This is a genomic window from Streptomyces sp. SS7 (assembly GCF_037993025.1).
In the GTDB taxonomy this organism is placed as follows: Bacteria; Actinomycetota; Actinomycetes; order Streptomycetales; family Streptomycetaceae; genus Streptomyces.
This window is the reverse complement of record NZ_CP141223.1, coordinates 746,603-766,653: the sequence shown is the minus strand read 5'-3', so window position 1 is coordinate 766,653 and position 20,051 is coordinate 746,603. Positions and strand designations below refer to the sequence as shown.

17 protein-coding genes and 2 pseudogenes are annotated in these 20,051 nt (G+C 72.6%); 5 read left to right on the top strand and 14 right to left on the bottom strand.

What is annotated here, in order from left to right; genetic code table 11:
* Positions 1-191 precede the first annotated feature (191 nt).
* Complete coding sequence (locus tag U5640_RS03525; protein WP_340374330.1) at positions 192-2,423, top strand: alpha-L-fucosidase; 2,232 nt, start codon at positions 192-194, stop codon at positions 2,421-2,423.
* A 76-nt stretch (positions 2,424-2,499) separates the two neighbouring features.
* Here U5640_RS03525 and egtD read toward each other — a convergent pair whose 3' ends face one another.
* The 4 genes from egtD to egtA form a co-directional block, all read right to left on the bottom strand.
* Positions 2,500-3,480 (bottom strand): L-histidine N(alpha)-methyltransferase, encoded by a 981-nt coding sequence (egtD, locus tag U5640_RS03520; RefSeq protein WP_340374329.1) that lies wholly within the window; start codon positions 3,478-3,480, stop codon positions 2,500-2,502.
* Positions 3,481-3,553: 73 nt separating this feature from the next.
* Complete coding sequence (gene egtC / locus U5640_RS03515) at positions 3,554-4,333, bottom strand: ergothioneine biosynthesis protein EgtC (protein WP_340374328.1); 780 nt, start codon at positions 4,331-4,333, stop codon at positions 3,554-3,556.
* Positions 4,333-5,652, bottom strand: a complete 1,320-nt coding sequence (egtB, locus tag U5640_RS03510; protein ID WP_340374327.1) for an ergothioneine biosynthesis protein EgtB — start codon at positions 5,650-5,652, stop codon at positions 4,333-4,335. The genes egtC and egtB overlap by 1 nt, the downstream gene beginning before the upstream one ends.
* Complete coding sequence (gene egtA, locus U5640_RS03505; RefSeq protein ID WP_340374326.1) at positions 5,649-6,968, bottom strand: ergothioneine biosynthesis glutamate--cysteine ligase EgtA; 1,320 nt, start codon at positions 6,966-6,968, stop codon at positions 5,649-5,651. Before egtA ends, egtB begins: the two co-directional genes overlap by 4 nt.
* A gap of 314 nt (positions 6,969-7,282) precedes the next feature.
* On the opposite strand from egtA, the gene U5640_RS03500 reads away from it, so the two are divergent.
* Positions 7,283-8,122 (top strand): TIGR02452 family protein, encoded by an 840-nt coding sequence (locus U5640_RS03500; RefSeq protein WP_340374325.1) that lies wholly within the window; start codon positions 7,283-7,285, stop codon positions 8,120-8,122.
* Here the strand turns inward: U5640_RS03500 and U5640_RS03495 are convergent.
* The 4 genes from U5640_RS03495 to U5640_RS03480 all read right to left on the bottom strand — a co-directional run bounded on the left by U5640_RS03495 (position 8,107) and on the right by U5640_RS03480 (position 11,999).
* On the bottom strand, positions 8,107-8,571 hold the full coding sequence (locus U5640_RS03495; protein ID WP_340374324.1) for a type II toxin-antitoxin system PemK/MazF family toxin: 465 nt from the start codon (positions 8,569-8,571) through the stop codon (positions 8,107-8,109). The genes U5640_RS03500 and U5640_RS03495 overlap by 16 nt on opposite strands.
* 112 nt (positions 8,572-8,683) lie before the next feature.
* A complete protein-coding gene (locus U5640_RS03490) occupies positions 8,684-10,165 on the bottom strand; it encodes an SPFH domain-containing protein (protein WP_340374323.1) in 1,482 nt (493 codons plus the stop codon).
* Between the two features lie 144 nt (positions 10,166-10,309).
* On the bottom strand, positions 10,310-10,528 hold the full coding sequence (locus tag U5640_RS03485; RefSeq protein WP_206189786.1) for a hypothetical protein: 219 nt from the start codon (positions 10,526-10,528) through the stop codon (positions 10,310-10,312).
* Positions 10,529-10,577: 49 nt separating this feature from the next.
* Positions 10,578-11,999, bottom strand: a complete 1,422-nt coding sequence (locus U5640_RS03480; RefSeq protein ID WP_340384912.1) for an amidase — start codon at positions 11,997-11,999, stop codon at positions 10,578-10,580.
* A 237-nt stretch (positions 12,000-12,236) separates the two neighbouring features.
* Between U5640_RS03480 and U5640_RS03475 the strand changes: the two genes are divergently transcribed.
* Entirely contained in the window at positions 12,237-13,631 is a 1,395-nt protein-coding gene (locus tag U5640_RS03475; protein WP_340374322.1) for a glycoside hydrolase family 43 protein, read from the top strand.
* Between the two features lie 105 nt (positions 13,632-13,736).
* Here the strand turns inward: U5640_RS03475 and U5640_RS03470 are convergent, their stop codons facing one another.
* From U5640_RS03470 to U5640_RS03455, 4 genes and pseudogenes are all read right to left on the bottom strand, one after another.
* Positions 13,737-14,327: a TetR/AcrR family transcriptional regulator gene (locus tag U5640_RS03470; protein WP_340374321.1), complete on the bottom strand. Its 591-nt coding sequence runs from the start codon at positions 14,325-14,327 to the stop codon at positions 13,737-13,739.
* Positions 14,328-14,434: 107 nt separating this feature from the next.
* A pseudogene (locus U5640_RS03465) lies at positions 14,435-14,582 on the bottom strand (IS481 family transposase); the annotation flags it as partial.
* Between the two features lie 207 nt (positions 14,583-14,789).
* The gene (locus tag U5640_RS03460; RefSeq protein ID WP_340374320.1) at positions 14,790-15,782 is read right to left on the bottom strand and encodes a helix-turn-helix domain-containing protein; all 993 of its coding nucleotides are present in this window, start codon (positions 15,780-15,782) and stop codon (positions 14,790-14,792) included.
* A 227-nt stretch (positions 15,783-16,009) separates the two neighbouring features.
* Complete coding sequence (locus U5640_RS03455; protein ID WP_340374319.1) at positions 16,010-16,984, bottom strand: alpha/beta hydrolase; 975 nt, start codon at positions 16,982-16,984, stop codon at positions 16,010-16,012.
* Between the two features lie 122 nt (positions 16,985-17,106).
* Between U5640_RS03455 and U5640_RS03450 the strand changes: the two are divergent.
* Positions 17,107-17,419: pseudogene (locus U5640_RS03450) on the top strand (TerC family protein); the annotation flags it as partial.
* Here the strand turns inward: U5640_RS03450 and U5640_RS03445 are convergent.
* A complete protein-coding gene (locus U5640_RS03445) occupies positions 17,416-18,462 on the bottom strand; it encodes an FkbM family methyltransferase (RefSeq protein ID WP_340374318.1) in 1,047 nt (348 codons plus the stop codon). The pseudogene U5640_RS03450 and the gene U5640_RS03445 sit on opposite strands and share 4 nt — an antisense overlap.
* A 160-nt stretch (positions 18,463-18,622) precedes the next feature.
* Positions 18,623-19,183 (bottom strand): NAD(P)H-dependent oxidoreductase, encoded by a 561-nt coding sequence (locus U5640_RS03440; RefSeq protein WP_340374317.1) that lies wholly within the window; start codon positions 19,181-19,183, stop codon positions 18,623-18,625.
* A gap of 116 nt (positions 19,184-19,299) precedes the next feature.
* Between U5640_RS03440 and U5640_RS03435 the strand changes: the two genes are divergently transcribed.
* Positions 19,300-19,956: a helix-turn-helix domain-containing protein gene (locus tag U5640_RS03435; RefSeq protein ID WP_340374316.1), complete on the top strand. Its 657-nt coding sequence runs from the start codon at positions 19,300-19,302 to the stop codon at positions 19,954-19,956.
* Positions 19,957-20,051: the final 95 nt, after the last annotated feature.

Sequence of the window (20,051 nt, the reverse complement as noted above, 5' to 3'; positions counted from 1 at the left end):
AGGACAAATGGTAAAAGTAGCCTGAAAAGCGGCCAATTGCTTGCCTGTTGGGTTTCATTCATCCCTGTACACCTGTTGACAACGCTGGGTCACATGCCCGACCTTCATGCGTAACAACCGGCGCCCCGGGCCCTGTGAGCCGCGCCGGCCCCTCCACTCTTTCCCCGCCCCTTCCGCAACAGGGATGTGCTATGTCGAGTGCGATCAACAGGCGCGAGTTCCTGGCCGGTGCCACCGTCGTGGCCGCGGCGGCCGTCGCCGGAGGAGTGTTCGGCGCGGGCGGCGCACAGGCCGCGCCCAGCACCTACACGCCCGACTGGAACTCGGTCGACCAGCACCCACCGGCCCCGGAGTGGTTCCAGGACGCGAAGTTCGGGATCTACTTCCACTGGGGCGTCTTCAGCGTTCCCGCCTTCGGCAACGAGTGGTATCCGCGCTCCATGTACCAGGCCGGTGACAGCGTCAACCAGCATCACATCGCGACCTACGGCCAGCCCTCGGCATGGCCGTACCACAACTTCATCAACGGGGCGAGGGACCTGGCGGGCAACTTCGTGCAGTTCGCGCCGAAGCTGAAGTCGGCCGGCGGGAACTTCGACCCCAATGAATGGGCGCAGCTGTTCGTCGACGCGGGCGCGAAATTCGCCGGCCCGGTCGCCGAGCACCACGACGGCTTCTCCATGTGGAACAGCCAGGTCAACGAGTGGAACTCGGTCGCCAAGGGACCGAAGCTCAACCTGCTGCAGCTGTTCACCACGGCGATCCGGGCCAAGGGCCTCAAGCTGCTGGTCGCCATGCACCACGCGTACCACTTCAACGGCTTCTACGAGTTCGCCCCCGCCCAGACCGACCCCAGCCTCAAGAAGCTCTACGGCCAACTCGGCGCGGCCGCGGAGAACCAGCTCTGGTACGACAAGCTCAAGGAGGTCGTCGATCTCGCGCAACCGGACATCCTGTGGCAGGACTTCAAACTGGACGCGGTCGACGAGACGCAGCGCCTGAACTTCCTGTCCTACTACTACAACCAGGCCAACGCCTGGGGTCGTGAGGTCGTCGCCACCTACAAGGACGGGTTCAACGGCAAGGGCGAGGTCTTCGACTACGAGCGCGGCGGCCCGGGCGACCTCACCAGCCCGTACTGGCTGACCGACGACAGCATCTCCAGCTCCAGCTGGTGCTACACACAGGGCATCGGCTACTACAGCCTCCAGCAGATGCTGCACTCGTTCCTCGACCGGGTCAGCAAGAACGGCAACATGCTGCTGAACATCGCGCCGATGGCCGACGGCACCATCCCCCAGGCGCAGAAGGACATCCTTCTCGGCATGGGCGACTACCTGAAGCGCTTCGGTGAGTCGGTCTACTCGACCCGCGCCTGGACCGTGTACGGCGAAGGCCCGACGAAGATGGGCGGCGGCGCCTTCACGACTCCGACGGCCGGCACCGCGCAGGACATCCGCTTCACGCAGAACAAGGCGGCCAACGTCCTGTACGCCACCGTCCTCGGCTGGCCCGGCAGCTCAGTGACGATCAAGACGCTCAGCTCGGACCGCATCAACCTCTCCTCGCTGACCTCTGTGAAGCTGCTCGGCTCCACCGCCGGCACCTACATCGACCTGCCCGCACCCACACAGACCTCCTCCGGCCTCACCGTCACCCTGCCGTCCTCGGCGCCGTACAGCGCGGGTGCCTACGTCCTGAAGCTTGCCTTCTCCGGCACCATCCCCACCCTGCTGCCGCTCGTCGGCGCGGCCGCCTTCACGGACGTCAACTACAGCGGCGGCTCGGCCCCCCTGTCCCTCGGCGACTACACCGCGGCAGACCTGACGGCGGCCGGACTGGGCCCCCGCACCATCTCCAGCCTGCGTCCGGCCCCCGGGTACCAGGTGATCGGCTACTCCGGCGACAATTTCACCGGCACCGCCTGGACCTTCACCGCCGACAACCCCGACCTCAGGGTCACCGGCAACAACGACCAGATCACCTCGCTCAGGGTCCAGTTCAACCCGTCGAGGTACTTCCGGATCACCAACGTCACCGACGGCCTCGCCCTGGACAGCGGCGGCAACGTCGCCTCCGGATCCAACCTCAAGCAGTGGAGCTGGGACTCCAGCAACAACCTCCAGTGGCAGGCGGTCGACGTGGGCGGCGGATACTACAAGCTGGTCAACCGCACCAACGGCATGGTCGCCGACGGCTGGGGCGCCACCACGGACGGCTCCGCCGCCCGGCAGGCCGCCTGGAACGGCGGCACCAACCAGCAGTGGACGATCACCCACCGGGGCGGCGGCCGCTACTCCATCGCCAACCGCACCACGGGTCTGGTCCTGGACGGCGGCGGCAACGTCTCCTCGGGCTCCGTCACCAAGCAGTGGACGTACGGCGGCAGCACCAACCTGCTGTGGACGTTCACCGCCCTGTGACCGACCGGCGGCGGTCCCCGGCACCCCGCGCCAGGGACCGCCGCCGGTGACGATCCGGCCGTGGCGGACGGCTCGGCTATGCCGGAGCCGCGAGCAGCAGCGCGAACCCGGCGCCAAAGTCCGCCCAGAGTTCCCGAGTGCGCAGGCGCGCCTCGGTCATCTCCTCCCGCAGTCCCTCCACGGTGAACTTGGCGCTGCGCTCGGTGATCCACTCCTCCCCGCGCTCGAACTGCACCGCCAGGTCGAGTTCGCGGATCTTCACCAGCTGCTCGGTCCGGCTGCGCAGCCGCATCTCGATGTGGCTCTCCGCGCTGTTCCACACGGCTGTGTGGTCGAAGGCGTCGGGGTCGAAGTCGGCGTCCAGTTCGCGGTTCAGGACGTGGAGCAGGTGCTTGTCGAACTCGGCCGTGACGCCCTGGGAGTCGTCGTAGGCCGCGATCATCTCCTGCTCGTCCTTCACCAGGTCGGCGCCGATCAGCAGGAAGTCCTGGGGGCGCATGACGTCCCGGAGCCCGCGCAGGAAGGGGCCGCGGGCGGGCCGGCGGAAATTGCCGAGCGTGCTGCCCAGGAAGGCGATGAGCCGGGGGCCGTCCTCGGGCAGGTCCGGCAGGACGAGCGGAGCCGTGAAGTCGCTGCGGAGGGCGTGGAGGCGGATCCCCGGGTAGTCCTGGACGAGTTGGGCGCTGGCCTGGTGGAGCGCGTCGGCACTGACGTCGACGGGGACGTAGTTCAGGCCGGCCGGGCCCAGCGCCTCGATGATCAGCTTGGATTTCGTCGAACTCCCCGACCCCAGCTCGATCATGCTGCGGGCCCGGGTCCGTGCGGCCACGTCCTGGGCGTGGAGCCGCAACAGCCCCAGCTCCGCCCGCCACAAGGGGTATTCGGGGAGCTGCGTGATCTCCTCGAAGAGTTCGCTGCCCCGGGCGTCGTAGAACCACGTGGGGGCCGTGGACTTGGGGGTGCCGGTCAGTCCGCCGTGGATGTCGGCGCGCAGTGCCTTGGCGTAGTGCTCGGCGTCGAGGGTGTCGGTGTAGCCGTAGGCGCGGGAGCCGGTCATCATGGCCTCGTTTCGGTCGAGCCGTCGGCCGCCCATGAGGCGGCGCGACCTGTGCGGGAGAACGGGAACGGACTCATGTGCGGGGCTCCTCGGGGGGTGCGGACGCGGGGTCCTTGAGGGGGGTGAGGAGGACCTCGGTGCGGTTCGCGGTGAGGAGGGTGCGGTCGGGGACCTCCCGCCAGTGCGGGTCGTCGTCGTACGGTTCGGAGGCCACGACCGTGCGCCGCCCGGGGTCGGCGCGGTACCACAGGGAGTCGCCCCAGGCGGTCGCCGTGATGGTCGCGCCGTCGGTGAGCAGCAGGTTGAGCCGGGAGCCGGGGGCCGCGGCGGCGACCTCCAGGACGGTGTCGGCCAGGGCCTGCCCGCCGGGGTCGCCGCCCCGCAGCCGGGCCAGGACCAGCGCCCAGACGAACGCGGAGTCGGTCCGGGCCTCCATCGCCAGCAGGTCCGCCGCGGGCAGGGTGGGCGCGAGGACCGCGAGGGAGGCCGGCCAGCCCGCCACCGCCCCGTTGTGGCTGAACAGCCAGGGGCCCTGCGCGAACGGTGCCGCGGCGGCCTCCGCGTCGGCCCCGGCGAGCGTCGCGTCCCGTACGGCGGCCAGCAGCGCGCCGGAGCGCACCACACGCGCCAGGTCGGCGAAGGACAGGTCGGCCCAGATCGGCCCGGCGCGGCGGTAGCGGGCCGGCACCGGATCGTCCTCGGCGTACCAGCCCACGCCGAAGCCGTCGGCGTTGACCGTCCCGTACCGCTGCCGCCGGGGCGCCCACGACTGCCGGTACAGACCGTGCGGCGGGTCCACCAGGATCCTGCCGAGCGGTTCCGGAGGGCCCAGAGAGGCGAGATGACGGCACATCAGAGCGCCCCCGAGCGGGCGGTGCGGAAGCCGGAGAAGATCTGCCGCCGGACCGGCAGGTCCCAGTTGCGGAACGTGCCCCGGCAGGCCACCGGGTCCACCGCGAACGAACCGCCGCGCAGCACCTTGTACTCGGGGCCGAAGAAGACCTCCGAGTACTCCTTGTAGGGGAACGCGGTGAAGCCGGGGTAGGGGAGGAAGTCGCTCGCCGTCCACTCCCAGACGTCGCCGATCAACTGGCGTACACCGAGCGGTGACTCGCCCTCCGGGTAGCTTCCGGCGGGGGCGGGGCGCAGATGGCGCTGGCCCAGGTTGGCGTGCTCGGGCGCCGGGTCGGCGTCGCCCCACGGGTAGCGCATCGAGCCGCCGGTCGCCGGGTCGAAGCGGGCCGCCTTCTCCCACTCCGCCTCGGTGGGCAGCCGGCGCCCGGCCCAGCGGGCGTAGGCGTCGGCCTCGTACCAGCACACGTGCAGGACCGGCTCCTCGGGCGGCACCACCTCGGTGACCCCGAACCGGCGGCGCAGCCACTGCCCGGCGTCGCGGTGCCAGAACAGCGGGGCATGCAGGCCGTGCCGGCGGATGTGCGCCCACCCCTGCGTCGTCCACCAGCGCCGGTCGTCGTAGCCGCCGTCGTCGATGAACGCCTGGTAGGCGGCGTTGGTGACCGGGGTGGTGTCGATGTGGAAGGGCGCCACCTCCCGCTGGTGCGCCGGGCGTTCGTTGTCGAGCGCCCACGGCTCGGCGGAGGTGCCCATGGTGAACGGCCCGCCGGGGACGAGGACTTCGGCCGGACCGGTGAACAGCGGCGCCGGCTCCGGGTCGGCAGCGGTGAGGACCTGGGGGCCCAGCCGCAGCTGATGGGTGATCAGCATGGTCTCGTCGTGCTGCTGTTCGTGCTGGGCGATCATCCCGAAGGCGAACCCCGCCTCGGTGAGCCGGGTGCCGTGGAAGTCGGCCGACTCCAGGACGTCCGTGACCCGTCCGCGCACCTCCGTCGCGTAGGCACGGGCCTCGGCGGGCGGCAGCAGCGGCAGCGAGGGGCGTTCGGCACGCGGGTGCTCGAAGGCGTCGTACAGGCCGTCGATCTCGGGGCGCATCGGCTCCCGGCCGCCCACCGTGCGCAGCAGCCAGAGCTCCTCCTGGTTGCCGATGTGCGCGAGGTCCCACACCAGCGGGGACATCAGCGGGGAGTGCTGTGCGGTGAGGTCCGGGTCCTCGACGCAGGAGGTGAGCAGGGTGGTGCGGTCCCGGGCGGTGGTCAGGGAGGCCAGCGCGCGCTCGCGGAGCGTGTCGGCGTCCGGGAGGTGCTCGGTGGTCATGGGCGCGGGTCCTTCCCGTACGCGCGGGTGTCCGTGCCGCGCAGGCTGTCCAGCTGGTCGTCGGCGGGAGTGCGGCCCTTGAGCACATAGCGGTCCCGGTACTCCGAGACGGCGTCCACGATCGTGGCGGGGGCGCCGAGCCGGGGCAGGGCGCGCAGGGCCGCGGCGAAGCACGCGACGGCCGCCGTGTGCAGGCCGGGGTCGGACAGGCCGTAGCGGGCCGCCTCGATCCACAGCGGATTGTGCGGGGCGGGCTGCGGCAGGGCGCGCGGGGCCAGCGGCTCCACGGCGCGGCAGGCGTCCTCGGCGGCCTCCGGGTCGTCGAAGAGGGCCGTCGTCACGGCGACGGGCACGATCCAGCCGTCGTCGCCGGGCTGGGCGTCGATCATGCGCAGCTCCAGATGGCCGCGCGGTCTGACGGGCGGGAACAGCGTGGTCAGGTGGTAGTCGAGGTCCGCCCGGGTCGGCTGCCCGGTCCGGGTCCACTCCCGGAACGTCATCCGCTCGGGCACGTCCCACGGCCCGCCGTCGCGCCGCACGCACATCACCGGTGCGTCCAGCACATGGCGGGCCCAGGCGTCACGGGGGTCGCCGTCCAGGGCGGGGGCGCCCGCGCGGCCCGCGCCGATCTCCATCCACAGCAGCTGCCGGGTGGAGCGCCAGCCGGTCGGGGCGCCGCGCAGCAGCGGGGAGTTGGCGAAGGCGGCCACCAGCACCGCGCCCAGGGTGTGCGCGAGCCACCAGCGGCGGCCGTGCCCCAGCGGGCCGGCCCCCTCGTAACCGGCGTCCAGGCAGACCTGTACGGAGGCCGAGGTGCACATCATGGCGCGGCCGGCCGGGCCGGTGCGGTCGAGGCAGGCCTCCATGGCGTCGTAGCGCGGCTCGTGGAGGAACCGGCGAGGGGTGTGCCAGGGGTCGGTGCCGAGACCGGTGAGGACGAGTCCGTGCTCGCGCAGGACCGCGCGGACGGCGTCCAGGTCGGCGGAGAGGGTGCCCACGCACTCGGGGAGGGAGGCGGCGGGCGGAGAGCTGAGCTCCAGCTGGCCGCCGGGCTCGACGGTGAGCGCCGACCGCAGGGGCACGCTCTCCAGCGCTGTGTAGGCCGCCGCGAGCCGTTCGGGTGTCACGGGGAGCTGCGGGGACCGCTGCTCGTGGACGAGCCATTCGAGTTCGACGCCGACCGTCCGGGGCGGGCCGGTCTTGAAGCAGATGCCCCTGACCAGGGCCTCCACCTCGGCTTCGGAGAGGGAGGTGCGAGGCGCCGTACAGTCGGTGTTGTCGGACTTTTCGGTACAGTCGCTGACCGAATCTGACATGTCTGGATCCTCCTGAGGTACCACCATGCCACCTGTCCGGCGATCAGGCCGCCGGACCAGGCAATCACCCCATCCACCCAAGACCCTCGAACCCCATCGCACAAGAGTGCATATCGGGGCCTATGACGTGGGGAACCTTCGACTCCGCGCTGGTCGCCCGGTGTTTCCGCGGGGTTTCCCGGGGTGTTCCGGCCGTCGGAAATCTCCTTGCACGGCCGGTCCGCCGCCGCCCACGATGTGTGCATGAGCACAACAACGGGGAAGTCGCGCACGGTCATGGCGTCCGCGGTCATGGCGTCCACGGGGGTGGCGCCATGAGCGCGCGTCTGCGCGGCATCGCCCGGGAGACCGAGGAGATCGTCGCGGCCGGGGGGTACCGCTCGCCCGGCGGCCGCGCGGTGGAGCTGGCGGCGCTGATCGGGGCCGCCCGGGCCGGGACCCGGATGCTGGGGCCCGGACCCGTTCCGGTCCCTCCTGCGCCTGCCGTGGTGACCTCCGTCGAGGTCACCGGCGAGAGCAGTACGCAGGCCGCCCGCCGGCTCGCGGACAAGCCGGTCGCCGTCCTCGACTTCGCCTCCGCCCGCAACCCCGGCGGCGGCTATCTGAACGGCGCCCAGGCGCAGGAGGAGGCCCTGTGCCGGGCCTCCGCGCTGTACACGTGCCTGCTGGAGGCTCGTGCGTTCTACGCGCACCACCGCGCCCACCGCGATCCGTTCTACACGGACCGGGTCGTCCACTCACCGGCCGTGCCCGTCTTCCGGGACGACCGGGGCCGGCTGCTGGAAGAGCCGTTCACCGCCGGGTTCCTGACCTCCGCCGCGCCGAACGCGGGCGTCGTGCTGCGGACGGCGCCCGAGCGGGCGCCGGAGCTGCCGGGCGCCCTCGCGGCCCGTGCCGAGCGGGTCCTGCAGACGGCCGCCGCGCACGGCTACCGGCGGCTGGTGCTGGGCGCGTGGGGCTGCGGGGTGTTCCGCAACGACCCCGCGCAGGTGGCGGGGGCGTTCCGGGCGCTGCTCGGCCCCGGCGGGGCGTTCGAGCATGTATTCGAGCGGGTGGTGTTCGGGGTGCTGGACCGCACGCCGGGGGCAGTGGTGCGGTCCGCCTTCGAGCGAGCGTTCGAGGGTGAGGGGTCTACGGCTCAGGTCCAGCCGTAACGCTCGTGCAGCCGCTGCCGGACGAGGTTGAACCGGCCCCGGTCCAGCGCGCACGCCTCGCGGCGCATGCCGTCCTCGTGCAGCCGCAGGACACGGTCGACGTTCACCCAGGAGTCCCGTCCGGTGCGGTCCCAGGGGCCGCTGCCGATCCCGACCCACCGGGGCAGGCCCCGGCTCCCTGTTGCGTCGTCGTGCCGCTTGCTGGAGAGCTGGACCGCGAGGAACGTGCCGGCCGCCTCACGGGCGACGACGAGCACCGGGCGGTCCTTGCCCCGGCCGTCGTTCTCCTCGAAGGGCACCCACGTCCAGACGATCTCGCCGGGGTCCGGGTCGCCGTCGTGGGCGGGGGAGTACTCGGTGCGGACCCGGCCCACCTCGCGCGGGTCGGCCTCGGTGGTGGCGGAGGGGCCGAAGCGCCCCGGGACGTTCTCATCGGTGAAAGCGGTCACGGGGGCACCCTAACCGCGGTCCCCGGGACACCTGCGGGGCCCCCACCCCCTCACCCGGACGCGCCCGTGGGGGCGACCCGCAGGCCGCCCCCACGGGCCTCTCTCGCGCGGGTCACGCTCCTTCGACGGGCACCTTCTGGGACGGAGGCGCCCCGGCCCCGTTGAGGGTCGAAGTCCCGTTCGCCGGCTGCCCGTTCTGGTTCATGGACGACAGCAGCTGACGGGCGAGCCCGAGGCCGGTGCCGCCCATGGTGAGGGCCTTCGCGAACACGTCGGCCATGCCGTCGGCACCGTTGAGCAGCACCATGTTGTCGACGTTGCCGAACGCGGACGCGCCCGCCTGGACGATCTCCGGCCACTTCTCGGCGAGTTGCTGGGCGACGACGGCCTCCTGGTTCTCGGCGAGGGCCGCGGCCCGCGCCTTGATGGCCTCCGCCTCCGCGAGACCCTGCGCCTTCGTCGCCTCGGCCGTTGCCAGACCGCGGGCCTGCGCGGCGGCCGCCTCGGCCTCACCGGTGGCCCGGGTCGCCGCCGCGCTGGCGGCACCCCGGGCCTTGGTGGCCTCGGCCTCGGCGCCGGCGGCGGTCTTCACCCGGGTGGCCTCGGCGGCGGCGGCCAGCTCCGTCTCCTTCGCCTTGGCCTCGGCCGCCGAGATCCGCGCGTCGCGCTCGGCCTCGGCCAGCGTGCGCTTCTCGTACGCCTTCGCGTCCGCCGGCTTGCGGACGTCGGCCTGCAGCTGCTGTTCGCGCCGGTGCGCCTCCAGTTCGGCGACCCGGGTCTCCTGGACGACGACCTCCTGCCGGGCGGCCGCCTCGGCGTGCGGTCCCGCCTGACGGGCCTTGGCCGCCGCCTTGTCCCGCTCGGCCTGGTAGCCGGCCTGGAGGATCTCGCTGTCCCGGGTGGCCTCGGCCATCCGGGCGAACGAGGCCTGCTCGGCCTCCGTGGCGAGCCGGTTCGCCTCCGCCTGCGCGATCCGGGCGTCCCGCTGCACGGCCGCCGCGTGCGGCATCGCCAGGTTCTGGATGTACCCGGTCGGGTCCTCGATCTCGTGGATCTGGAGGGAGTCCACGATCAGTCCGAGCTTCTCCATCTCCGTGCCGCAGGCGGCACGGGTCTGCCCCGTGAGCTTCTCCCGGTCCCGGATCATGTCCTCGACCGTCAACCCGCCCACGATGGAGCGGAGATGACCGGCGAACACGTTGTGCACCCGCTCCGACATCATCCTCTGCTGGTCGAGGAAGCGCCGGGCGGCGTTGGCGATCGACACGAAGTCGTCGCCCACCTTGAAGATGACCACGCCCCGCACCTTCAGCGGAATGCCCTGGTGCGTCACGCAGTCCACCTGCAGTTCGGTCTCGTTCAGGTCGAGCGACAGCTTGCGCACCACCTGCACGCCGGGCATCACCAGCGTGCCGCGCCCCGTGACGATACGGAAGCCCATGCCCTCCTCCAGCCCCTCCACACGGTGCCTGGAGCCGGAGATGACGAGTGCCTCGTTGGGTTCCGCGACCCGCCACATCAACTTGAACAGACCGATCAGAACGAGAACGGCGGCGACCGCCATCCCCGCAACGACGCCGACAACCATCGGCATACGCCCCCTTTGCATGGTGCCCTTTCGGCACCGAACGAAGGGAGTGTGCGCCTGCGGGGGCCCCGGGTGAAGACGCAGACGGATCCTTGTTGCAATCTTGACGCAGACCTGGCCGACACCGCTCTCACCTGCGCTGCGGCCGGCTCAACTGTCGTAAGCCTCCGTGACGTAGACCGTCCTCGGGGCCAGGTACTCCACCACCATGACCACCCTGCCGCGCTCGATCCGGCCGGTGCCGTCCGCGGCGTAGGCGAGGAAGTGCTCCGCCCCGCCCCGCACCCGGACGATCACCTCGCCGACGAGCCCCGGCCCGATCGTCCCGGTGACCCGCCCCATCAGCCCGACCATCGACGCATCGTCCATGGTCACAGCGTACGGGCGGCAGGACCGCGGGTCAGCGGGACGGGCGCGGTCAGACGGCCGGGGACTCCGCCGCGAGCGGCGCGGGCCAGTGCTCGTGCCAGCGCAGCTCCGCCTCCAGCTGGGCGGCGAGCGAGAGCAGCAGCGGCTCGCTGTGCGCCGGGCCGAGCAGTTGGGCGCCGACCGGCAGCCCACCGGGCGCGAAGCCGGCGGGGACGTTGACGCCGGGCCAGCCCAGCACGTTCCACGGCCAGGCGTAGGGGCAGGCGGCGATCATCGCGCGGTCGGTGGCGAATCCGCCGAGGTGCAGCATGGCGCCGATGCGCGGCGGGGGAGCGGCCGTGGTCGGCGCGAGGACGACGTCGTACGAGCCGAAGAAGGAGCCGATACGGCGGTGCAGGACCGCCTCCGCGCGCCGGGCCGCCTTCAGCGGGGCGCCGCCGAGCAGCCGGCCGAGCCGTGCGGCGTCGCGGGTGCGGGGGTCGAGGAGCGCGGGGAAGGGGGCGTCGGCGACCCACTCGGCGATGCCCGCGGTCGCCCGGGGCACGAAGGTGAGCCCGATCCGCCCGTACGGCGGGTCCGCCTCCTCGACCTCGTGGCCCAGGTCGGCGAGGTGCCCGGCCAGCTCCACGACCCGCGCCCGTACCTCCGGCGTCAGCCGGGCCGGCACCGCGGTGAACGGCGGCTTCAGCGAGAGTGCGATCCGCAGCCGGCCGGGGTCGCGGCGCACGGCCGCCGAGGCGTCGATCGGGGCGGGCCGGTGCGGATCGAGATCGTGGTTGCCGCTCGCCGCGTCGAGGAGCAGGGCCGCGTCCTCCACGGTCCGGGCGAGGGTGCCGTTGACGGTGATGCCCTGGAAGGACTCGCCGCGCGGCCAGGTGGAGACCCGGCCCCGCTGCGGCTTCACGCCGACGAGATGGGTCCAGGAGGCGGGGATGCGGACCGAACCGGCACCGTCCGACCCCAGCGCGGCCGGCACCAGGCCCGCCGCCACCGCGGCCGCCGAGCCGCCCGAGGAGCCGCCCGGGGTGTGCTCGGTGCTCCACGGGTTGCGGGTGGCCCCGAACGCCGGGCCCTCGGTGAAGGGCCACTGCCCCAGCTCGCAGGTGTTGGTCTTGCCGACGACGACGGCTCCGGCCGCGCGCAGCCGCCGTACCGCCTCCCCGTCCCGGGCGACCGGCGGGTGCTCGCCGGCGCAGCCGAACGCGGTCGGCGAGCCCGCCACGTCCATGTCGTCCTTGACGGCGACCGGTACGCCCAGCAGCGGCCTGCGCCCTCCGTCCGCCAGCTCCCGGTCGGCGGCGTCGGCCTCGGCGAGCGCGGCCTCGGCGCGGACGATCCGGAAGGCGTTGAGGGTGCCCTGGGTGGCCTCGATCCGGGCCAGGGTCTGTTCGACCAGCGTGCGCGAGGAGACCTCGCCCGCGGCCAGCGCCCGGGCGGTCTCGGCGAGGCCGGCGGCACGGTCGGGCGTCATACGGGGCACCTCCGGGACGACGTCGTCTGACACTACCGAACGGTAACGTCTCGGGGGCGCAGGACGGAACGGCGCGCTGCGGCCTGTCGGCTGACAGGCCGTCACAGCGGCCGCACAGGCACCACCTGTTCCTGCGCAAACCATTGACGTGTTCCTGACTCGCGCTTACCTTCTGACCGACTTTCCGAACCTTGTTCGGTATGTCGGACTACTGAGCCGCAGTGAAGAGAGCCGACCATGACCTCACCCCGCCCCGCCGCGTCCCCCTCCCGCCGAGCCCTGCTGCGCGCGATGGCCGTCCTGCCCGCCTCGGCGTTCGTCCTGGGCGAGCTGCCCGGCCTGCTCGGCACCGCCCTCGCCGCCGCGCCGGCCGCCGGCTCCGCCACCCGCTACACCATCGTGCCGTTCCTCAACAGCGACGACGGCACGGTCAACGTCTACCAGTCCGACGACGCCACCGACTTCCGGCTGGTGCAGTCCTCCGCGTACACCCCGCCCGCGAACCGCATCCGCGACGCCAGCGTGTTCAAGCACACCGACGGCTACTACTACCTCACCTACACCACCCACACCTGGCAGGACGTCAGCACCACGATCGGCTTCGCCCGCAGCTCCGACCGGGTCGCCTGGACGTTCCTGTACGACTACACGGTCCCGATCGCCGGCCTCTCGCGCGCCTGGGCGCCGGAGTGGTTCGTGGACAGCGACGGCAGCGTCAACGTCATCGTGTCCTGCTCGCCGACCAGCGACGAGTGGATCTTCACCCCGTATCTGCTGAAGGCCACCAACACGGCCCTGACGGCCTGGAGTTCACCGGTCGCCCTGTCCGGCATCGGCTCCAACCACATCGACACCTACATCGTGAAGACCGGCTCGACCTACCACGCCTTCACCAAGAACGAGACGACGAAGTACATCGAGTACGCCACCGCGAGCAGCCTCGCCGGGCCCTACACGATCTCCCGGACCGGCGACTGGGCCGGCTGGGGCAGCTACCGCGAGGGCCCCTCGGTGATCCAGCTCGACAACGGCACCTGGCGGATCTTCTTCGACGGCTACGGCGACGGCAACTACTACTGCAGCGACAGCACCGACTCCTTCGCCACCTGGAGCGCCCCCAAGGCCCTGCCGGCGATCTCCGGCACCGCCCGCCACTTCACCGTCATCAAGGAGACGGTGTCCGGCGGCCCGAGCATCACCAGGAACGCCACCCGCTCCTTCCGCTCCGTCAACTACGCGACCCGGTACTGGCAGACGCAGTCCTCGCTGCTCAACCTCCCGGTGGTGACCAGCTCCAGCACCAGCGGCGAGAAGACGGCGTCCACCTTCACGGTCGTCGCGGGCCTCGCCGACGCGAACGGCTACTCGTTCCGCGACTCCTCGGGCAACTACCTGCGGCACTACAACTTCCGGGCCCGCTTCGACGCCAACGACGGCACGGCGACCTTCGCCAAGGACGCCACGTTCGTCGCCCGCACCGGCACGGCGAGCGGCTCGGTGCGCTTCGAGTCGTACAACTACCCGGGCTACTACCTGCGCCACTACAACTACCAGCTGAGCGTGGTGGCGTCGGACGGCACGGACCTGTTCCGGCAGGACAGTTCCTTCCTCCCGGTGACGGCCTGGGCCTGACCCGCACCTCCGTGAGAAGGCGGGACGGCCGCCGTACCGCGAGATGGCCGCGTCAGCCGTCACCGGCATCGACCACGAGGGCGAGCCGCAGCCGCCCCGGCCGGTTCACCGCGGGGCGCGCAGTCCCGCCACGAGGAGGCCGACCAGACGGCGGGCGTCGTAACGGGCGTCGTGCTCGGCGCCGATGCAGAGATTGCCGGTGCCGCGCATGAGTTCGTAGGCGGTGATCCCGGGGCGGATCTCGCCTGCGGCGACGGCCGCCTCGATCAGCTCGGTGCACACGGGCACCAGCCGGTCCAGGAAGGAGTGGTGCAGTCCCTCGAAGCCGGCGTCGTCGGACTGGAGCACGGCCGCGAGCCCGTGCTTGGTGACCAGGAAGTCGGTGAAGAGGTCGATCCACCGGCCGAGCGCCGCGTACGGGGTCGGGCCGGCCGCCAGCAGTGCCGGGCCCGCCTCGGCGCAGGCCTCGACCTGGTGCCGGTAGACCGCGATGATCAGATCGGCCCGGGTCGGGAAGTGACGGTAGATCGTGGCCGTGCCGACGCCCGCCCGCGCCGCGATGTCGCGGACCGGCGCCTCCACGCCCGACTCCACGAAGATCGCGGCCGCCGCGTCGAGCAGGCTCTCCTTGTTGCGCCGCGCGTCCGCCCGCTGCGGACGCCCCGCCTGACCCACGCCCGCCTCGCCGTCCTCCACCGCGCCCTGCCTCCCCCTCCGGGTCCCTGTCCGGGGTCGTGTCCGGGTCCGTCGAGCGAGACCCCCGTTCCGTCGGCCCATGATGGCAGGTGGCGCCGGGAGGGGCCCTAGTCGTATTGCCCCGGAGCGTTGTTCACACGGCTGATCGGTGGCTTGCCTTCGAGTGCGGTGGTGGCAGCGGTGGTGGTTGTAGGTGTGCAGGAAGTCTGCCTGGGCCGCGGTGCGTTCGTCGTTGCTGGTGTAGGGCCGGACGTAGGGTCTGCGGCGCCCTGGTGCCGGCGATGCGCTCGCTCGGCACCTCGATCGGCTCGGCCGTGATCGGGGTGATCCTCGCCCGGATGACCACCACATGGGCGGCTACGCCTTCGCCTCCGAGGACGGCTCCGCACCGCGCTCCTCGTCGGCGGCGGCCTCGCCCTGGTCTCGGCCGCCCTCGCCGCCGTCATCCCGGCCGCGAGGGGTCTACGCCCGGGTCAGGCGCCGAGTCGTCAGCGCGAGGTGCAGCCGCAGCCGGCCCTGAGGGGTGCGCACCGGCCAGCCCAGCAGGTGCTCGGCGTGGGTGAGGCGGTCCTGGAGCGTGGAGTGGTGCACGTTCGCCTCGGCGGCGGCCGCCCGCAGACTCGCCGTCGCCACGACGGCGTACAGCGTGGTGAGCAGCCAGGGCGCGTCCGCGGCGGCCGCCTCCAGCGCCTGGACGTCGGGCGGCGGTTCGGCCCCGGGCAGGACGACCTCGGCCAGCAGGGCGATCCCGCCCAGCTCGTCGGCGTACACCACCCGGGGGCCGGGATCCTGGGCGGTTCCCTCGGCGGTGAACCTCAGCGCGGTGCGGGCGGCGGCCCAGGAGCGCGGCAGGTCCAGGACGGGGACGGCGGGGCCGACGCCGGTCCGCGGGCCCGCGGACTCCGTGACCGGGCCCTCGACGGCGACGACCCGGGGCTGTCCGGACGGTACGGCGACGGCGCGGGCGGCGGCCTGCGGGTCGAGGCCGAGCCGCCGGGCCGCGTGCAGCCGGGCCGGCTCGCCGGCCGTGGCGTCCAGCACGGTCTCGACCAGCGCGGGGTCGTCGAGCGGGGCCCGGCCCCGGGTGCGGTCGAGGACGAGCCGTGCCGCACCGGCGGCCCGCTCCAGGATCACCGCGTCGACCACGCTGGGCGCCGCTCCGGAGCGCTCCAGCCACAGCGCCGGCGCGCCGTCGGGCGTCAGGGCCGCGCACGGCCACCCGGGGTCCGGCGGCAGGTCCGAGTCCCGTCGGGTGCCGTCCGCCTCGACCCGCACCCGTACCCTGCGGTCGGCGTCGACCAGTCGCGCGGGCACCCCGGCCAGTACGGCGGCTCCGCGCACGAGTGCCTCGACGCCGGCTCGGGTCTCGGCCAGTCGGTCGAAGTAGGCGATCACACGCACGGCGGCACCCGCGTCCGGGTCCAGTGCGGTCAGACGCCCGGCCAGCTCTTTCATGGGGCCATCATGCGCCACGCGCACGCGGGTGAGGAGGGCCGGGAGCCACCGGCGGGGGCCCGGCGTGCGGATGCCCCGGCTGGTACGGCGGCTCGGTGGGCGAGTGTCCCGGCGTCGGGTCGGAGCCGTGGGCGGGGGCCAGCCGTGTGCGCCCCCCCGGCTACTACGGCGGCCCCGCGGGCGAGTGGCTCCACGTCGTGCCGGCCCGGTCGGCCAGCGGCGTCGTCCTACTCCGCGAGCAGTCGTCGCAGCCAGTCCACGTGGGCCGCCCGGGCCGAGCGGGACAGGGCCGCGTGCGGGGCGAAGCCGTCGAAGCCGTGGAAGCCGCCCGGCCAGACGTGCAGCTCGGCCACGCCTCCCGCCTGCCATATCCGGGACGCGTAGGCGACGACCTCGTCCCGGAAGGTCTCCGCGGAGCCGACGTCGAGGAAGGCCGGGGGCAGCCCGGACAGGTCCTCGGCGCGGGCCGGCGCCGCGTAGGGGGAGACGTCGGGGCCGCCGCGCAGTTCGCCGAGCAGCGCGCCCCACCCGGTCTCGTTCGCCGTACGGTCCCACACGCCGAGGCCGGCCATCTGGTGCGAGGAGGACGTGTCGTTGCGGTCGTCGAGCATCGGGCACATCAGCAGCTGGCCGATCGGCCGCGGGCCGCCCCGGTCGCGCAGCAGCAGGGCGAGCGCCGCGCTGAGTCCACCGCCCGCGCTGGCCCCGGCGATCACGATCCGCTCCGGGTCCGCGCCCAGCTCCTTCGCGTGCTCCGCCGTCCACAGCAGCCCGGCGTACACGTCCTCGACCGGCGCCGGGTGCGGGTTCTCGGGCGCCAGACGGTACTCCACGGACACCACGACCAGGTCGAGTTCCCGGGCCCAGTCCAGCGCAGCGTCGACGCCGACCCGGTTGGTGCCGAGGACCATCCCGCCGCCGTGCACGTGGTAGACGACCGGGCGCGGCCGGGCCGGGGCCGGTGCGGTGGGCCGGCAGATCAGCAGCGAGATCTCGGGGGCGCCCTCGGGCCCCGGCACGGTCCGGTCCTCGACCTCGAAGGCACCGCCCACCGTCAGATCCAGCTCGGCCAGCATCGCGATGCCGGGTCCCTGCCGGATGGCCTCGATGTCCTCGGGGGACATCCCGGGCTGGACCACCTCCTTGATCAGCTCCAGCGCGGCGGCGAGCTCGGGGTCGAACGGCGGCGGAACGGATGTCATGGCTTCTCCTCACGCGGGACGCGGCGGCTCGTGGGGACATGATTCAGCCGTCCGGCACCGCCCGGAGCACCGCCGTCCGGCGGAACCTCCCCGCCATCCGGCGGGTGACACCTCCACGGCAGAGGAAGGGCGGGCACGAAGAGGAGTACGAGGAGAACAAGCTGCTCAAGGCCGTGGAGAAACGGTTCGGCGTCGCCGACCGCTACCACTGTTGCCGTCTACGGGCTGACCGACGGCCCGTACATCGTGTTCACCGCCCACGCCTTCGCGCTGATGGGCCTGCGGCAGCTGTACTTCCTCATCGGCGGCCTGCTGAGGAAGCCGGTCCACCTCAGCTGCGGCCTGTCGATCGTCCTGGGCTTCATCGTGCTCGTCCTCACCGTCGCGACGCTCACCAGCCTGCGGGCGGCCGCCGGGGAGACCCAGACCGCCTAGGAGGCCTGGGGGGCCTGCGGAGCCTGGGCGGTGGGGGACGCCTGGGCCGGGGCCGCGGTCGCGCGCATCATCACGCAGTCGAACTCGATCACGCGGCCGGTGGTCGCCTCGCGGGTCACCGGGTACATGCCGGTGATGCCGAAGCCCTCCGCCTCGTACGCGGCGACGGCCTCGCCCATCGTGGGGCTGCCCTCGTACAGCCGCAGACAGGCGACCTCGGACTGCATGCCCACGAACTCCGCGACGCGCTTGCCGGCCCCCGCGAACACCTCCAGGTCGTAGCCCTGGGTGTCCATCTTCAGATACGGGACCGGACCGGCCAGTCCCGCCAAAGCCTCGTCCATCACCTCGTCGAGACGGCGGATGCGGATCTCCTCGGTGTCGGAGTTCTTGAACCGGCCGTAGCGGCCCTTGCCGTACTCGCTGGGCGGCAGCAGGGAGTTCATGGTCAGCCAGCTCTTGTGGATCTCGGCGGTCGTCTCCTCGCGGCCCAGTCCGCACTGGTGGACCTGCCAGTCGGGGTCGTTCTCGGCGGCCTTCGCCAGCCGGGCGAACGTCTCCGAGGTCGGTTCGAAGGACACGATCCGGCCGGTGTACCCGGCCTTGCGCAGCCGCTTGGCGTACTGGCCCGTGTTGGCCCCGACGTCGAAGACGCAGTTCACGCCGTACAGCTCCAGCATGGCGGCGACATGCTGGACGCACAGGTATTCGGCAGCGGAGAGCTGCATCCTGCGCTCGTCCTGGTGCTCCGGGTCCTCGATCAGCAGCACGGCGCCGGTGTCGCCGAGCGGTACGACGCCCTTCTCGGTGACGCCCGTCCGCGCGCCGTCGCGGGTGCGCCGCAGGACCCAGGTGTCCTTGTCGACGCCGGTCACCCGGTACGGACCGCCGCGCCGGGAGACGACCTTCGTGGCCGCGTTCACGTCGGTCACCTCGTAGGGGCCGCCCCGCCGCGACACGACCGCCGCACCCGGGCCGAGGTCGGTCACCTGGACGCCCACGCGCGGCATCAGCTGGAGCAGTCGTCGAAAAAGGGTCTGCATGACCCAGCCTTATCAGACCGCACGGTCGGCGGTCTGCGGGTTGAATCACTTTCGACGAGGTGACGACGTACGGGATACGCGGGGGACACGGCGAGGGGGCCGCGGCACCCGTGCCGCGGCCCCCTCGTGGCGTGTCGTACGCCGGGATGCGTCCCCGTGATCAGGCGGCGAGCTCGCCCGCGGTGCCGTGCAGCCGGGCCACGACCTCGGTCAGCTGGGCGGTGACCTCGGCGTCGTCGGACGGGTGGGTCTCGGCGAAGCGGGTCAGCGAGCCGGGGATGGAGAGCTTGACGTCCTCGAGGACCTTGCCGCCGGCGATGCCCACGGCCTTGCGGGCCTCGTCCTGCGCCCATACGCCGCCGAACTGGCCGAACGCGGTGCCGACCACGGCGACGGGCTTGCCGCCGAAGGCGCCGGCGCCGTACGGGCGGGACAGCCAGTCGATGGCGTTCTTCAGGACGGCCGGGATCGTGCCGTTGTACTCGGGGGAGAAGAGCAGGAACGCGTCGGCGGCCTGGGCGGCCTCACGCAGCTTCGCGGCGGCGGCCGGGACGCTGCCCTCGACGTCGATGTCCTCGTTGTAGAAGGGGATCTCGGCCAGGCCCTCGAAGAGCTCGACCTCGGCGCCCTCGGGAGCGACCTTGACGGCCGCCTCGGCGAGCTGGCGGTTGGTCGAACCGGCGCGGAGGCTGCCGACGAGCGCGAGGATGCGGACAGACATGGGAACTCCCAAGGGCTGAAACAGGGTGTATACGATCCGGACCGAGGTCCGCTTAATGTGTAGCAGCATAACCGGACCGTGGTCCAGTTTCATTCCGGGTGCTTTACGCTGAGTTCATGTCCAGCCTTATGCCCCCCTGTCCGGAGCCCGAGGAGAAGATCGGCGAGCCTCAGCAACTGATCCAGCTGGGGGCCGCCGGCGACGAGCCGTGTCTGCGTGCGGACGCGGCGCGCAACCGTGCGCGGCTGCTGGACGCGGCCGCCCGGCTGATCGCCGAGCACGGCGCGGCCGGGGTGACGATGGAGGCGGTGGCCGCGGCCGCCAACGTGGGCAAGGGCACGGTCTTCCGCCGCTTCGGCGACCGCACCGGTCTGCTGATGGCGCTGCTCGACCACGCGGAGCGGAAGATGCAGGCCGCGTTCCTCGGCGGGCCCCCGCCGCTCGGACCGGGCGCGCCCCCGGTGGAGCGGCTGCGGGCCTTCGGGATCGCCCTGCTGCGGCGCCTCGCCGGCGAGCTGGACCTGCAGCTGGCGGCCGAGGCCGCCGCGGACCGCCGCTACGCGGTGCCCGCCCATGGCGTCCAGCACAGCCATGTCGTCCTGCTGCTGCGCCAGGCGCTGCCCCACGCCGACCACGAGCTCCTGGCCCACACCCTGATGGGCTACCTCAACCCGGCCCTGGTCCACCATCTGACCCGTCGGTGCGGGGTGCCGATGGCCCGGCTGGAGGACGGGTGGAGCGACCTGGTGGACCGGATCACGGCCGGCGGCTGAGCACGCGCCGCACGGAACACCGCGTCGCGACACGCCGAACGGCGCCGCACCGGGCCGAAGACCTCGTCTGGTAATTCGCACTGATGAGCGCAGGT

Bases quoted from the DNA above. Each gene is read 5' to 3' on its own strand.
- U5640_RS03525 (WP_340374330.1), top strand. From the start codon at position 192: ATGTCGAGTGCGATCAACAGGCGCGAGTTCCTGGCCGGTGCCACCGTC.
- egtD (WP_340374329.1), bottom strand. From the start codon at position 3,480: ATGACCGGCTCCCGCGCCTACGGCTACACCGACACCCTCGACGCCGAG.
- egtC (WP_340374328.1), bottom strand. From the start codon at position 4,333: ATGTGCCGTCATCTCGCCTCTCTGGGCCCTCCGGAACCGCTCGGCAGG.
- egtB (WP_340374327.1), bottom strand. From the start codon at position 5,652: ATGACCACCGAGCACCTCCCGGACGCCGACACGCTCCGCGAGCGCGCG.
- egtA (WP_340374326.1), bottom strand. From the start codon at position 6,968: ATGTCAGATTCGGTCAGCGACTGTACCGAAAAGTCCGACAACACCGAC.
- U5640_RS03500 (WP_340374325.1), top strand. From the start codon at position 7,283: ATGAGCGCGCGTCTGCGCGGCATCGCCCGGGAGACCGAGGAGATCGTC.
- U5640_RS03490 (WP_340374323.1), bottom strand. From the start codon at position 10,165: ATGCCGATGGTTGTCGGCGTCGTTGCGGGGATGGCGGTCGCCGCCGTT.
- U5640_RS03485 (WP_206189786.1), bottom strand. From the start codon at position 10,528: ATGGACGATGCGTCGATGGTCGGGCTGATGGGGCGGGTCACCGGGACG.
- U5640_RS03480 (WP_340384912.1), bottom strand. From the start codon at position 11,999: ATGACGCCCGACCGTGCCGCCGGCCTCGCCGAGACCGCCCGGGCGCTG.
- U5640_RS03475 (WP_340374322.1), top strand. From the start codon at position 12,237: ATGACCTCACCCCGCCCCGCCGCGTCCCCCTCCCGCCGAGCCCTGCTG.
- U5640_RS03460 (WP_340374320.1), bottom strand. From the start codon at position 15,782: ATGAAAGAGCTGGCCGGGCGTCTGACCGCACTGGACCCGGACGCGGGT.
- U5640_RS03455 (WP_340374319.1), bottom strand. From the start codon at position 16,984: ATGACATCCGTTCCGCCGCCGTTCGACCCCGAGCTCGCCGCCGCGCTG.
- U5640_RS03445 (WP_340374318.1), bottom strand. From the start codon at position 18,462: ATGCAGACCCTTTTTCGACGACTGCTCCAGCTGATGCCGCGCGTGGGC.
- U5640_RS03440 (WP_340374317.1), bottom strand. From the start codon at position 19,183: ATGTCTGTCCGCATCCTCGCGCTCGTCGGCAGCCTCCGCGCCGGTTCG.
- U5640_RS03435 (WP_340374316.1), top strand. From the start codon at position 19,300: ATGTCCAGCCTTATGCCCCCCTGTCCGGAGCCCGAGGAGAAGATCGGC.